We start from the raw sequence: 13,997 nt of genomic DNA, 5'->3' as shown, positions 1-13,997 counted from the left end.
ATATTCAGGAAAGGGTTGCGCTGGCCAGCTTCACGCCAAAGCCGACGAACAGGGCGCCGACGCCACTCGAGGCGCCGGCAGCCAGCCGTTGCCGCCGACGGAACCAGGCCGCCAGACGCACACCGGAGAAGATCAGGAAGCTCAGGTACAGGGCGCTGAGGATCTCGAGGATCGTGCCCAGTACCAGGAACGACAGGCCGGGGTAGGCGTATCCCGGGTCGACGAACTGGATGAAGAAGGAAACGAAGAAGAGGATCGCCTTGGGGTTGGACAGGCTCAGCAGCAGCGCCTTGCGGAACGGCTGGTTGACGTCCACTTCCTTGGCCGGAGCCGCGGCTTCCGACAGGGGCTGGCGCAGTTTCTGCCAGCCGCCGCGGAGCATGCCGATACCGAGATAGAACAGGTAGGCGGCGCCGACGTACTTCAGACCCAGGAACAGCATCGGCTCGGTCTTGAGCACTGAGGCGATACCCAACGCCGACAGCAGCATCAGGATCGCATCGCCCAGGAACACCGCGCTCGCCGCCCGGTAGCCCGAGGCCACGCCGCGCTGGGCGGCGGTGGCGAGGACGAACAGCGAGTTCGGCCCCGGCAGCAGGACGATGAACAACGTACCCAGAACGTAGGTCCAGATATCGGTGATTCCCAGGGTCGGCATCATCTTCATTTACCTCTTCGGAGGTCTCAGCGACGCTCGGCCATCGCCGCGATGAAGCGGTCGAACAGCGGGGCCACGTCGTGCGGACCGGGGCTGGCTTCCGGGTGGCCCTGGAAGCTGAAGGCCACCTTGTCGGTGCGCTCGATACCCTGCAGGGTGCCGTCGAACAGCGACTTGTGGGTCGCGCGCAGGTTGGCCGGCATGCTCGCCTCGTCCACGGCGAAACCGTGGTTCTGGCTGGTGATCATCACCACGCCCGAATCCAGGTCCTGCACCGGGTGGTTGGCACCGTGGTGGCCGTGGCCCATTTTCAGGGTCTTGGCGCCGGAGGCCAGGGCCAGCAGCTGGTGGCCGAGGCAGATGCCGAATACCGGGATCTCGGTGTCGAGGAACTCACGGATAGCCTGGATGGCGTAATCGCACGGCTCGGGGTCGCCAGGGCCGTTGGAGAGGAAGATGCCGTCCGGGTTCAGGGCGAGCACTTCGCTGGCCGGGGTCTGCGCCGGCACCACGGTCAGGCGGCAGCCGCGGGCGACCAGCATGCGCAGGATGTTCAGCTTCACGCCGAAATCGTAGGCGACCACGTGGTACGGCAGGTCGGCGGCGGCGATTTCCGGGTGGCTGTCGGTTTCCAGGTTCCACACGCTGGAACGCCACTCGTAGCGCTCGGTGGAGGAAACGACTTTGGCCAGGTCCATGCCTTTCAGGCCCGGGAAGCCGCGCGCCAGTTCGAGGGCTTTTTCCTCGGTGGCGTCGTCGCCGGCCAGGATGCAGCCGTTCTGCGAACCCTTCTCGCGCAGGATGCGGGTCAGGCGGCGGGTATCGATGCCGGCGATGGCGACGGTACCGTTGGCTTTCAGGTAGTCCGGCAGGGACTGCTTGTCGCGCCAGCTGCTGGAGAGCAGCGGCAGGTCACGGATGATCAGGCCGGCGGCCCAGACCTTGTTCGACTCGGCGTCTTCCGGCGTGGTGCCGGTGTTGCCGATATGCGGATAGGTCAGGGTGACGATCTGTTGGGCGTAGGAAGGATCGGTGAGGATTTCCTGGTAGCCGGTCATGGCGGTGTTGAACACCACCTCTCCGACGGTCTGCCCGTCGGCGCCGATGGCTTCACCGCGAAAAACGCTGCCGTCGGCAAGTGCAAGTATGGCTGGCTTAGTCAAGAAGACCTCCCGTAGTTCAAGCCTGGCTGGGCGTGCGCAGATTGTAAAAAAGCGGGATGACGTCAGAAGAAGTCATCCCGCTTTTTATGTGATCATGCTGCGCTGCTTTTAGTGGACACACTAAAGCTGTAGTTTACAGAAAAGCGACATCATGGTCCACCTTTTGCACGACGTACGGCTATGCCTTTCAGCGAAGGCCGAGCACATCCTGCATGTCGTACAGGCCGCTGGCCTGCCCCTCCAGCCACTGTGCAGCACGCACGGCGCCACGGGCGAAGGTCATGCGGCTCGACGCTTTGTGAGTAATCTCCACGCGCTCCCCGTCAGCCGCGAACAGCACAGTATGGTCGCCCACCACGTCGCCAGCGCGCACGGTGGCGAAGCCGATGGTTTCGCGCGGACGGGCACCGGTCTGGCCTTCGCGACCGTAAACGGCCACTTTCTCCAGATCACGACCCAGCGCATTGGCGACCACTTCGCCCATGCGCAGTGCGGTACCGGACGGCGCGTCGACCTTGTGACGGTGGTGCGCCTCGATGATCTCGATGTCCACTTCGTCACCCAGCACACGAGCGGCAGTGTCGAGCAGCTTCAGGCAGAGGTTCACGCCCACGCTGTAGTTGGCGGCGAAGACAATCGGAATGTCCTTGGCCGCATCATTGAGCAGCGCCTTCTCCTCGACGGTGAAACCGGTGGTACCGATAACCATGGCCTTGCCGGCCTTGCGGCACTCTTCCAGGTTCTTCAGGGTCACGGTCGGGTGGGTGAAATCGATCAGTACGTCGAACTCATCGACCACCTTGGACAGGTCGCCCGACAGCGGTACGCCGATGCGGCCCAGGCCCGCCAGCTCGCCAGCGTCCGCACCCACCAGAGTGCTGTCCGGACGGTCGACTGCCGCAGTCAGACCGGCGCTGCCATTGGTCTGCTGCACCGCTTCGATCAGGGTCTTGCCCATGCGCCCGGCGGCGCCCATTACGGCTATACGTCGCATATAAAACTGCTCCAAAGCTAGAAAGCCCCGGACGACTCACACCGCCCGGGGCCTTGCATCATAGATCGTCGAAGAAGCGCTTCATGCCCTCGAACCAGCCACTGACCTTGGGCGAATGGGAAGAGTTGCCCTGCAGGGTACTGCGGAACTCTTCGAGCAGCTCGCGCTGGCGCTTGTCCAGGTTGACCGGAGTCTCGACGACGACGCGGCACATCAGGTCACCGGCACCGCCGCCGCGCACAGGGGCAACGCCCTTGCCGCGCAGACGGAACAGCTTGCCGGTCTGAGTGCCCTCGGGGATCTTCAACTTGACGCGGCCATCCAGGGTCGGCACTTCCAGCTCGCCACCCAGGGCGGCGTCGGCGAAGCTGATCGGTACTTCGCAGTACAGATGCTTGCCGTCACGCTGGAAGATGTCGTGCTCGCGCACGTTCACCACCACATAAAGGTCGCCCGCCGGGCCACCGTGGGCGCCGGCTTCGCCTTCGCCGGTCAGGCGAATGCGGTCGCCCGTATCGACGCCAGCCGGGACTTTCACCGACAGGGTCTTGTGCTCTTCCACGCGACCCTGGCCGTGGCAGGAGCCACAGGGGTCGGTGATCATCTTGCCGCTGCCATGGCAACGCGGGCAGGTCTGCTGCACCGAGAAGAAGCCCTGCTGCATGCGCACCTGGCCGATACCACCGCAAGTGGTACAGGTGACCGGCGTAGTGCCAGGCTTGGCGCCGCTGCCGCTACAGGTCTTGCAGCCGACCAGGGTGGGAACGCGGATGGTCACGGTGGTACCGCGAACCGCGTCCTCCAGATCGAGATCGAGGGTATAGCGCAGGTCGGCGCCGCGCGCCGGGCCGCCGCGAGAGCCGCCGCGCCCACCGCCGCCACCGAAGAAGTCGCTGAAGACATCACCGAAGATGTCCGAGAAGCTCGCGCCACCGAAGCCAGCCCCGCCGCCGCCCATCTGCGGGTCGACGCCGGCATGGCCGTACTGGTCGTAGGCCGCGCGCTTGCTGGCGTCGGACAGGACCTCGTACGCCTCGTTGGCCTCCTTGAATTTGTCCTCGGCTTCCTTGTCGCCGGGATTACGGTCCGGGTGGAACTTCATGGCGAGCCGGCGATAGGCCTTCTTCAGGTCCGCTTCGCTGGCGCCGCGCTCGACACCCAGTACCTCGTAAAAATCACGTTTGGCCATAAATTCTTTGCACCTTGAAAACCTCTCCCCCAGACACGCCAACGCGGGAGCAAGCCCCCGCGTGACGTTTCATGCGCACCGACACGCTGGTCGGTGCGCCGGAGCGGAAGCAAGCACGCGGCTTACTTGTTCTCCTTGACCTCTTCGAACTCGGCATCGACGACATCGTCGCCAGCCTTGTCGTCAGCGGCCTCGCCCTGAGCGGCAGCACCCGGCTGCGGCTGTTCGGCGTACATCTTCTGCGCCAGCGGAGTGGACGCCTGGGACAGCGCGTTCATCTTCGCCTCGATCTCGGCCTTGTCGTCGCCTTTCACGGCAACTTCCAGCTCGCCCAGCGCCTTCTCGATGGCGGCTTTCTCTTCGGCGGTGGCCTTGTCGCCAGCCTCGGTGACCATCTTGCGAGTGGCGTGGACCAGCGCGTCACCCTGGTTGCGGGCAGCGGCCAGTTCCTCGAACTTGCGGTCTTCCTCGGCGTTCGCCTCGGCGTCACGCACCATCTGCGCGATCTCGTCCTCGGACAGGCCGGAAGAGGCCTTGATCACGATGGACTGCTGCTTGCCGGTGGCCTTGTCCTTCGCGCCGACGTGCAAGATACCGTTGGCGTCGATGTCGAAGGTCACTTCGATCTGCGGCACGCCGCGCGGAGCCGGCGGAATGTCGGCCAGGTCGAACTTGCCCAGCGACTTGTTCTGTGCGGCTTGCTTGCGCTCGCCCTGCAGAACATGAATGGTCACGGCGCCCTGGTTGTCATCGGCGGTGGAGAACACCTGCGACTTCTTGGTCGGGATGGTGGTGTTCTTGTCGATCAGCGCGGTCATCACGCCACCGAGGGTTTCGATACCCAGGGTCAGCGGGGTGACGTCGAGCAGCAGCACGTCCTTCACGTCACCGGCCAGCACGGCGCCCTGGATGGCAGCACCCATGGCAACGGCTTCGTCCGGGTTGACGTCCTTGCGCGCTTCCTTGCCGAAGAACTCGGCAACGGTCTTCTGTACCAGCGGCATACGGGTCTGGCCGCCGACCAGGATCACTTCGTCGATCTTCGAGACATCCAGGCCGGCGTCTTTCAGCGCAACGCGGCACGGCTCGATGGTGCGGGCGACCAGGTCTTCCACCAGGGATTCCAGCTTGGCGCGGGAAACCTTGACGTTCAGGTGTTTCGGGCCGGAGGCGTCAGCGGTGACGTACGGCAGGTTGACGTCGGTCTGCTGGGTCGAGGACAGCTCGATCTTGGCCTTCTCGGCAGCTTCCTTCAGGCGCTGCATGGCCAGCGGGTCGCCCTTGAGGTCCATGCCGGATTCTTTCTTGAACTCCTCGACGAGGTAGTCGATCAGGCGCAGGTCGAAGTCTTCGCCACCCAGGAAGGTGTCGCCGTTGGTGGCCAGTACTTCGAACTGGTGCTCGCCATCGACTTCGGCGATTTCGATCACGGAAACGTCGAAGGTACCGCCGCCCAGGTCATAGACGATGATGGTGTGGTCGCCCTTGGCCTTGTCCAGGCCATAGGCCAGCGCAGCCGCGGTCGGCTCGTTGATGATGCGCTTGACATCCAGACCGGCGATACGGCCGGCGTCCTTGGTAGCCTGACGCTGGCTGTCGTTGAAGTAGGCCGGAACGGTGATGACCGCTTCGGTGACCGGCTCGCCCAGGTAGTCCTCGGCGGTCTTCTTCATCTTCTTCAGGACTTCGGCGGAGACCTGCGGCGGAGCCATCTTCTGGCCCTTGGCCTCGACCCACGCGTCGCCGTTGTCAGCCTTGACGATGGCGTACGGCACCATCTTGATGTCTTTCTGTACGACGTCTTCTTCGAAACGGCGGCCGATCAGGCGCTTCACCGCGTACAGGGTGTTCTTCGGGTTGGTCACGGCCTGGCGCTTCGCCGGCTGACCGACCAGGATTTCGCCGTCGTTGGCGTAGCCGATGATCGACGGGGTGGTACGAGCGCCTTCGGCGTTCTCGATGACCTTGACGTTACCGTTCTCCAGGATGGACACACAGGAGTTGGTGGTCCCCAGGTCGATACCAATGATTTTGCCCATATTTCACTCTCCAGAAATTAGATTCCGCGCTGACCCTGTTGCGGGTCTTTGGCTCGGTTGATTACCCAGATGGGGACCGGGTGGTGGATTTCAAGCCTTCTCGTCGATCGAAGGCGGAGTTTGTTCCGGTGCCTTGCTGACCACGACCATGGCCGGACGCAGCAGGCGACCGTTGAGCAGGTAACCCTTCTGGAACACCTTGACCACGCTGCCCGGCTCGAGGCGAATGCTCTCCTCCATGGCCATGGCCTGGTGATGTTCGGGGTTGAACGGCTCGCCGTGCGGGTCGACCGGTTCGAGATTGAAGCGCTTCAGGGTGTCGTGGAACATCTTCAGCGTCAGCTCGATGCCTTCGCGCATCGGCTTGATCGCCTCGTTTTCCGGGTTCGACATCTCCAGCGCACGCTCGAGGGTATCGACGATCGGCAGCAGGTCGCCGGCGAATTTCTCCAGGGCGAACTTGTGCGCCTTCTCCACGTCCTGCTCGGCACGGCGGCGGACGTTCTGCAGTTCGGCGACGGCGCGCAGGCTCTGATCCTTGGCCGCGGCGAGCTGTTCTTCCAGCTCCAGCACGCGGGCGTTCAGGTCCTCGGCAGCACCGGTTTCCGGCTGCTCGTTGAACTGGGAATCCTGAGTCTGTTGTTCGTCAGACATGCCACTCTCCTAAAAAAGAAAATAAGCCTTTGAAAACAAAGCGAACCCATTGGTCCGCGGCTCTGCCGTCTATATGGGGTGGAATTCGGCTTCTTCAAGGGGCAGGTGGAGAATTGCCAGAGGCGAAAAATACTGTATAAATAACCATGTCTATCTACGGAGCCGCCGCCCATGCTGGTTCATCTGTCCGTGCACAACTACGCCATCGTCGAGCACCTCGATCTCGAGCTCGCCGCCGGCATGACAGTGATCACCGGCGAAACCGGCGCCGGCAAGTCCATCATGCTCGACGCCCTCGGCCTAGCCCTGGGCGACCGCGCCGACAGCGGCGTGGTGCGCCCCGGCGCCGACAAGACCGACATTCTCGCCAGCTTCGATGTCAGCGCCATTGCCGAAGCCCGAGACTGGCTCGCCGAGCGCGACCTGGAGCAGGATGGCCCGTGCATCCTGCGCCGGGTGATCACCGCCGAAGGCCGCTCGCGCGCCTATATCAATGGCACGCCCTGCCCGCTGGGCGATCTCAAGCACCTGGGCGAACTGCTTATCGATATCCACAGCCAGCACGAGCACCAGTCGCTGCTCAAGGCCGACACCCACCGCCGCCTGCTCGACGAATATGCCGGCAGCCAGGACCTGGCGCGCCAGGTGCAACTCGCCGCGCAACGCTGGAAGCAGACCCGCCAGGAGCTTGACCGCCTGTCGCGCAACGGCGACGAACAGCGCGCCCGCCACCAGTTGCTCAGCTACCAGCTGGAAGAGCTGGAAAACCTCGGCCTGGGCGACAATGAACTGGAGACGCTGGAAGCCGAGCACAAGACCCTGAGCAACGCCGGCAGCCTGATCGCCGCCTGTCGCCAGGTCGTCGAACTGTGCAGTGAAAACGATGCCGGCAACGTGCTTTCCGCGCTGACGTCGAGTCTCAATCGCCTGACCGCCTTCCCGAGCCAGCCAGCTGCATTGGGCGAAGCGGTGAACCTGCTCTCCAGTGCGCAGATCCAGGTGGAGGAAGCCATCGGCGAGCTGAACCGGTTCGTCGATCACTTCGACGCCGACCCCATGCGCCTGCAGCAACTGGAAGAGCGCATGGACGCCATCTATAGCCTCGCGCGCAAGCACCGCGTGCAGCCTCACGAACTGCAGGACCTGCAGCAACGCCTGCTGGACGAGTTGGAAGCGCTGAACGCCGACGACGAAGCCGTCGAGCGTCTGGGCGACGAGCTGGCTGCCTATGCCCGCCATTACCAGGAAAAGGCGGAGGAGCTCAGCCGCATCCGCCAGGCCGCAGCGCCGCAGCTGGCCAAAGCCGTGGAAATTGAAATGCAGCGCCTGGGCATGCCCGGCGGGCGCTTTGCCATCGACCTGCGCGAAGCCACCTCGGACGAACCGCAACCCAATGGACGGGAGCAGCTGGAGTTCCTCGTCAGCGCCAACCCCGGCCAACCGATGAAGGGGCTGGCGAAGGTCGCCTCGGGTGGCGAACTGTCACGCATCAGCCTGGCGATCCAGGTGATCACCGCGCAGACCTCGCGCATCCCCACGCTGGTATTCGACGAAGTGGACGTTGGCATCGGCGGCCCCACAGCCGAAGTGGTCGGCCAACTGCTGCGCCGCCTCGGCCAGCGCGGCCAGGTCCTGACCGTCACCCACCTGCCGCAGGTGGCCGCCCAAGGCCATCAGCACCTGTTCGTGCACAAGGACCGCGATACCAGCGAAACCCGTACAGCGGTGGCGAACCTGAAGAAGGCAGAGCGCATCGAGGAAATCGCCCGCATGCTCGGCGGTGTCGACCTGACCAAGGAATCCCTGGCCCACGCCCGAAAGATGGTGGACTCCGCCGTACAGGGGTAATCCCCTGTAGGAGCGAGCTTGCTCGCGAACCGGTCTTCCCTACGACCTCGGCGTTATGCCTTCGCGAGCAAGCTCGCTCCTACAAAAAAGCCGTACAAACGAAAACGGCGACCCGAGGGTCGCCGTTCTGCATTCCGCGTACGCTTATTTCTTCTTGCGCACGTAGAGCACCAGATTGTGATCGACGAGCTCGAAGCCACGCTCGCGGACGATTTCCTTCTGGCGTTTCTCGATTTCCGAGTCCATGAACTCGATGACCTCGCCGGTATCGACGCAGACCATGTGATCGTGGTGCCCGCTATCAGCCAGCTCGAAGACGGCATGGCCGCCATCGAAGTTGTGGCGCACCACAAGGCCAGCGGCCTCGAACTGGGTCAGCACGCGGTAGACGGTGGCCAGACCTACGTCCTCACCTGCCTCCATCAGCGCTTTGTAGACATCCTCCGCGCTCATGTGGCGTTGCTCGGCGGAATCGAGCATCTGGAGGATCTTGACGCGCGGCAGCGTGACCTTGAGTCCGGCTTTGCGCAGTTCGCTATTTTCAACCATGTGTGCTTTCTCGGCGCTGGAAGCTTCGCAGCTTCCCTCAATGCAGGTATGATCGGGGTTTCGTCGCTCAGCCAAGATAGTGGAAGTCACCACCCGATGCAAAACGCCAAGCTCATGCTGACCAGTCTCGCCTTCGCGCTGGGACTCGCCGCACTCGCCGGTTGCTCTTTCCCGGGGGTTTACAAGATCGACATCCAGCAGGGCAACGTCGTAACACAAGACATGATAGACCAGTTGAAGCCCGGAATGACCCGGCGCCAAGTGCGGTTTATCATGGGTAACCCCTTGATCGTCGACACTTTCCACCCCAATCGCTGGGATTATCTGTACAGCATCCAGCCCGGTGGCGGTCAGCGCCAGCAGGAGCGCATGAGCCTGTACTTCAGCGAAAGCGATCAACTGATCGGCCTCAATGGCGACTTCATGCCCGGCGTGAGCCGCGACGAGTCGATCCTCGGCACCGACGGCGGCGTCACGCCTCCGCTGGCACCGGAAGCTCCGATAAGCGTTCCGCAACCCGAGCAGCCCAAGGAGCAACCGGCCAAGCCCGGCTCCGTGGAAGAGCAGATCCAGAAGGAAGTGGACCAGGTGGAAACCGTGCCGGTCCCGACCCCGGAACCGCTGGACAAGAACCCGCAATAAGGGTCTGTCCGACAAAAAGCCCGGCCAAGGCCGGGCTTTTTGTTGCCTGCTATTTCAGGCCCCGGGCAATCACCCCCTGGCGGCTTTCGCCCGCGCGGCACGCTGCTTGCGCACTTCCTTGGGATCGGCGATCAGCGGACGATAGATCTCCACCCGCTCCCCCTCCTCCAGCACGCGCTCATCGGGCCTGACCACGGCCTTGCCGAAAATCCCCAGCGGGCAATTCTGCACATCCAGATCGGGAAACTGCGCAGCGATTCCCGACAACAGCACCGCCTCGCGCACCCGGGTGCCGTAGGGCACGCTCAGGCGCAACAGGGCCTGCCGCTCCGGAAGCGCGTAGACGACCTCGATGGCGATGCTCGCCGGCTCAGCCATGGAGCTGCTTGGCGCGCTGGCAGAAGGCGTCGACCATGGTGTTCGCCGCCTGGGTGAAAAGTGGGCCGAGGGTCGCCTTCACCAGGGCGCCGGCGTAGTCGAAGGTCAGGTCGAGGGAGATCTTGCAGGCTTTGTCGCCCAGCGCCTTGAAGGTCCAGACACCGTGCAACTGAGTGAAGGGGCCTTCTTCAAGATTCATCTCGATGCTCTGGCCGGGCACCAGCACGTTACGGGTGGTGAAGCGCTGGGTGATGCTGCCCTTGGCCACGGTCAGCTCGGCGCGCATGGCCGTATCGCTTTCCTCCAGCACGGTGGAAGCGGAACACCAGGGCAGGAACTCCGGGTAGCGCGCCACATCGTTGACCAGGTCGTACAGCGCCTTCGCCGGATAGGGCAGCAGGGCCGAACGCTGGATATGCGTGCTCATAGACATCTCGCTTGGTTGTGGGGCATTTCATACGCCCGCTGCTCAAAAAAACAGCGCGCATTGTCCGAGATTAGCCACGCCCCCTCAAGCTTGCATGCCGTCGCACGCTGTCCCGATAGCGGCGCGGCGAGCGACTCCCTATAATGCGCGGCCTATGGCTAAACAGAAGAAACACCCTTCGGGGACCATCGCGCAGAACAAGAAGGCTCTGCACGACTACTTCATCGAGCAGCGCTTCGAGGCGGGCGTCGCCCTGGCCGGCTGGGAAGTGAAAAGCCTGCGCGCCGGCAAGGCGCAGCTGGTGGACAGCTACGTGCTGCTCAAGGATGGCGAAGCCTGGCTGCTGGGCAGCCACATCACGCCGCTGACCACTGCCAGCACCCACGTCATCGCCGACCCGGTGCGCACGCGCAAGCTACTGCTGCACAAGCGCGAGCTGGGCAAGCTGTTCGGTGCCGTGCAGCAGAAAGGCTACGCCTGCGTCGCGCTGTCGATGTACTGGAAGAAGCACCTGATCAAGTGCGAGATCGCGCTGGCCAAGGGCAAGAAAGAGTACGACAAGCGCGGCACCGAGAAGGAGCGCGACTCCGACCGGGAAATCCAGCGCGCCATTCGTCACGGCAAGGACGACTGATTCCTGTCGCGCCCTCCTGCGAGGGCGCGTTGCCGGTCAGGCGTCCACCGCGCCCTGGCGCCGCTGTGCCCGTTGCAGACGCACCTCCTGAGCCTGGGCTTCGGCCAGCACTTCCTGCACGTAGTCGATGTGCCGCTGGGAAATTTCCCGCGCTGCCTCCGCCTGCCCGCCGACAATCGCATCGTACAACTCGCGATGCTGACGCATCAGCTGCTCGCGGGTTTCGTCGCGCTGCGCGTACATCCCGCCGATGTTGGTCACCACGTTGCGCTTGAGCAGGTCGAACAGGCCACGGATGGTGTGCAGCAATACGGCGTTATGACTGGCCTCGGCGATGGCCAGATGGAAGGCCGCATCCGCCGCGCCCTCCTCCGCCCGGCTGACTTTGCCGGGGCTCTGGTAGCAGTCCTGCAGGGTATCGAAGGCCTGTTTCAGGCGCTGGCGATCCACCTCGGTCGCGCGCTGCGCCGCGTAATAAGCACAGGAGCCTTCCAGGGTGTGGCGGAACTCCAGCAGATCGCGCTGCGCTTCAGGATTGCTCTCCAGCAGGTGCAGCAGCGGATCGCTGAACATCGAGCCCAGCCCTTCGCTGACATAGTTGCCGCCGCCCTGGCGACTGACCAGCAGCCCCTTGGCACCCAGCTTCTGGATCGCCTCGCGAAGTGACGGCCGCGACACGCCGAACTGCTCGGCCAGCGCACGCTCTGCCGGCAAGCGCTCACCGGCTTTGAGCGTGCCTTCGAGAATCATCGCCTCCAGCCGCTCGACGATGTCATCCGACAGACGGCGCTGCTTGACCTGACCAAACCCCATCTTCGTGCTCTCCCACGGAAAAACGCTCTGCGCCGCGACTTGCGTGCCGATCACGGCAGTCTGACCAGCCCGGAAGCCAGCCACAAGACCGCACCACCCACCCGGGCGTCATCGACAAAAGTTGAACTGCAGCAAATTGACACGCCGACTGCAGGGCTTTTACCCTGAGCGCTCGGCTTTGTAAATTGGTATTACCAATTTACCGCAAAGTCGATTACACGACAACTACGCCGCGATCAGTCGACCGCCTGCCAGCGCGCCACAAGCGCAACGGAATCGCCCGACCGGCAACAAGGCCCTCCACCCAAAAACAATTAGGGAGCCAACCAGATGCAAACCTGGCAGCAGATCTATACCCCGCTCGGCAGCCTCGGCCTGTCCGCGCTGGTCGCCGTCATCCCGATCGTGTTCTTCTTCCTCGCCCTCGCCGTGTTCCGCCTCAAGGGCCACGTCGCAGGCAGCATCACCCTCGCCCTTTCGATCATCATCGCCATCGCCGCCTTCGGCATGCCCGCCGACATGGCCATCGCTGCTGCCGGCTATGGCTTCGCCTACGGCCTGTGGCCGATCGCCTGGATCATCGTCGCAGCGGTGTTCCTCTACAAACTCACGGTCAAGAGCGGCCAGTTCGAGGTGATCCGCAGCTCGGTGCTGTCGATCACCGGCGACCAGCGACTGCAGGTGCTGCTGATCGGTTTCTCCTTCGGCGCCTTCCTCGAAGGTGCGGCGGGCTTCGGCGCGCCGGTGGCGATCACCGCCGCCCTGCTCGTCGGCCTGGGCTTCAACCCCCTGTATGCCGCGGGCCTGTGCCTGATCGCCAACACCGCACCGGTGGCCTTCGGCGCCCTGGGCATCCCAATCATCGTGGCGGGCCAGGTCACCGGTATCGACGCATTCAAGATCGGCGCCATGACCGGCCGCCAACTGCCGTTCCTGTCGATCCTCGTGCCGTTCTGGCTGGTGTTCATGATGGACGGCCTCAAGGGCGTGAAGGAAACCTGGCCGGCCGCGCTGGTCGCCGGCGGCAGCTTCGCCATCACCCAGTACTTCACCTCCAACTTCATCGGCCCGGAACTGCCGGACATCACCTCCGCCCTGGTCAGCCTGATTTCCCTGACCCTGTTCCTGAAGGTCTGGCAACCGGCTAGCGAGCGCGAAGTAGTCGCCACTGCCGGTGGCGCAGCCGTCCTGGGCGGCAACGGCCCGCGCGGCACGGAGCCGACTCCCTACAGCTTCGGCGAGATCCTCAAGGCCTGGTCGCCCTTCCTGGTGCTGACCGTGCTGGTCACCATTTGGACCCTGAAGCCGTTCAAGGCGCTCTTCGCTCCGGGCGGCGCGCTGTACAGCCTGGTGTTCAATTTCGCCATCCCGCACCTGGACCAACTGGTGGTGAAGACCGCGCCCATCGTTGCCAACCCGACGCCGATTGCCGCCGTGTTCAAGCTGGACCCGGTATCGGCCACCGGCACCGCGATCTTCCTCTCCGCCGTGATCTCGATGTTCATCCTGCGCATCAGCGCGAAAACTGGTCTGACCACCTTCAAGGAGACCCTGATCGAGCTGAAATGGCCGATCCTCTCCATCGGCATGGTGCTGGCCTTCGCCTTCGTCACCAACTACTCGGGCATGTCCACGACCCTGGCGCTGGTCCTGGCCGGCACCGGTGCGGCCTTCCCGTTCTTCTCGCCGTTCCTTGGCTGGCTGGGCGTGTTCCTGACCGGTTCGGATACCTCTTCCAACGCCCTGTTCAGCTCGCTGCAGTCCACCACCGCGCACCAGATCGGGGTCAACGACACCCTGCTGGTGGCCGCCAACACTAGCGGCGGCGTGACCGGCAAGATGATCTCGCCGCAATCCATCGCCGTGGCCTGCGCCGCCACCGGCATGGTCGGCAAGGAATCCGACCTGTTCCGCTTCACCCTCAAGCACAGCCTGATGTTCGCCGCCATGGTGGGTCTGATCACCCTGGCCCAGGCCTATATCTTCACCGGCATGCTGGTTCATTAAGG

Annotated in this window: 14 protein-coding genes; 4 read left to right on the top strand and 10 right to left on the bottom strand. The window is 63.8% G+C overall.

Annotation, left to right across the window (positions count from 1 at the left end; translation table 11 throughout):
• Window positions 1-4 precede the first annotated feature (4 nt).
• The 6 genes from leuE to grpE form a co-directional block, all read right to left on the bottom strand.
• Window positions 5-658, bottom strand: coding sequence for a leucine efflux protein LeuE (gene leuE, locus J5M67_RS01855; protein WP_207882852.1), 654 nt, complete (start codon window positions 656-658; stop codon window positions 5-7).
• A gap of 26 nt (window positions 659-684) precedes the next feature.
• Window positions 685-1,821: a glutamine-hydrolyzing carbamoyl-phosphate synthase small subunit gene (gene carA, locus J5M67_RS01850; protein WP_207882704.1), complete on the bottom strand. Its 1,137-nt coding sequence runs from the start codon at window positions 1,819-1,821 to the stop codon at window positions 685-687.
• 187 nt (window positions 1,822-2,008) lie between these two features.
• A complete protein-coding gene (gene dapB, locus J5M67_RS01845; RefSeq protein WP_207882702.1) occupies window positions 2,009-2,815 on the bottom strand; it encodes a 4-hydroxy-tetrahydrodipicolinate reductase in 807 nt (268 codons plus the stop codon).
• 58 nt (window positions 2,816-2,873) lie between these two features.
• Window positions 2,874-4,004: a molecular chaperone DnaJ gene (gene dnaJ, locus J5M67_RS01840; protein ID WP_207882700.1), complete on the bottom strand. Its 1,131-nt coding sequence runs from the start codon at window positions 4,002-4,004 to the stop codon at window positions 2,874-2,876.
• Window positions 4,005-4,126: 122 nt separating this feature from the next.
• The gene (gene dnaK, locus J5M67_RS01835; protein WP_207882698.1) at window positions 4,127-6,043 is read right to left on the bottom strand and encodes a molecular chaperone DnaK; all 1,917 of its coding nucleotides are present in this window, start codon (window positions 6,041-6,043) and stop codon (window positions 4,127-4,129) included.
• A 90-nt stretch (window positions 6,044-6,133) separates the two neighbouring features.
• Window positions 6,134-6,697: a nucleotide exchange factor GrpE gene (gene grpE / locus J5M67_RS01830; protein WP_207882696.1), complete on the bottom strand. Its 564-nt coding sequence runs from the start codon at window positions 6,695-6,697 to the stop codon at window positions 6,134-6,136.
• A 171-nt stretch (window positions 6,698-6,868) separates the two neighbouring features.
• Between grpE and recN the strand changes: the two genes are divergently transcribed.
• Window positions 6,869-8,545, top strand: coding sequence for a DNA repair protein RecN (recN, locus tag J5M67_RS01825; RefSeq protein ID WP_207882693.1), 1,677 nt, complete (start codon window positions 6,869-6,871; stop codon window positions 8,543-8,545).
• A gap of 144 nt (window positions 8,546-8,689) precedes the next feature.
• Here recN and fur read toward each other — a convergent pair whose 3' ends face one another.
• The gene (fur, locus tag J5M67_RS01820; protein ID WP_015478949.1) at window positions 8,690-9,094 is read right to left on the bottom strand and encodes a ferric iron uptake transcriptional regulator; all 405 of its coding nucleotides are present in this window, start codon (window positions 9,092-9,094) and stop codon (window positions 8,690-8,692) included.
• A gap of 96 nt (window positions 9,095-9,190) precedes the next feature.
• Here fur and J5M67_RS01815 point away from each other — a divergent pair, with 96 nt between their 5' ends.
• Window positions 9,191-9,736 carry an outer membrane protein assembly factor BamE gene (locus J5M67_RS01815; RefSeq protein ID WP_207882690.1) on the top strand — a complete coding sequence of 182 codons (546 nt, stop codon included), beginning with the start codon at window positions 9,191-9,193 and terminating at the stop codon, window positions 9,734-9,736.
• Window positions 9,737-9,805: 69 nt separating this feature from the next.
• Here the strand turns inward: J5M67_RS01815 and J5M67_RS01810 are convergent, their stop codons facing one another.
• Together J5M67_RS01810 and J5M67_RS01805 are read right to left on the bottom strand one after the other, a co-directional pair.
• Window positions 9,806-10,114 (bottom strand): RnfH family protein, encoded by a 309-nt coding sequence (locus tag J5M67_RS01810; RefSeq protein ID WP_207882688.1) that lies wholly within the window; start codon window positions 10,112-10,114, stop codon window positions 9,806-9,808.
• Window positions 10,107-10,541 (bottom strand): type II toxin-antitoxin system RatA family toxin, encoded by a 435-nt coding sequence (locus J5M67_RS01805; RefSeq protein ID WP_045216710.1) that lies wholly within the window; start codon window positions 10,539-10,541, stop codon window positions 10,107-10,109. The genes J5M67_RS01810 and J5M67_RS01805 overlap by 8 nt, the downstream gene beginning before the upstream one ends.
• 154 nt (window positions 10,542-10,695) lie before the next feature.
• Here J5M67_RS01805 and smpB point away from each other — a divergent pair, with 154 nt between their 5' ends.
• Complete coding sequence (gene smpB / locus J5M67_RS01800; RefSeq protein WP_017518965.1) at window positions 10,696-11,175, top strand: SsrA-binding protein SmpB; 480 nt, start codon at window positions 10,696-10,698, stop codon at window positions 11,173-11,175.
• 36 nt (window positions 11,176-11,211) lie between these two features.
• On the opposite strand, the gene J5M67_RS01795 is transcribed toward smpB, so the two are convergent.
• Window positions 11,212-11,988: an FCD domain-containing protein gene (locus tag J5M67_RS01795; RefSeq protein WP_207882686.1), complete on the bottom strand. Its 777-nt coding sequence runs from the start codon at window positions 11,986-11,988 to the stop codon at window positions 11,212-11,214.
• Between the two features lie 330 nt (window positions 11,989-12,318).
• Between J5M67_RS01795 and J5M67_RS01790 the strand changes: the two genes are divergently transcribed.
• Window positions 12,319-13,995, top strand: coding sequence for a lactate permease LctP family transporter (locus J5M67_RS01790; protein WP_207882683.1), 1,677 nt, complete (start codon window positions 12,319-12,321; stop codon window positions 13,993-13,995).
• Window positions 13,996-13,997 lie beyond the last annotated feature (2 nt).

It is taken from the genome of Pseudomonas sp. 30_B, from assembly GCF_017491605.1.
GTDB lineage: Bacteria > Pseudomonadota > Gammaproteobacteria > Pseudomonadales > Pseudomonadaceae > Pseudomonas.
The sequence above is the reverse complement of the archived record's forward strand: the minus strand, read 5'-3'. Positions and strand labels throughout refer to the sequence as shown.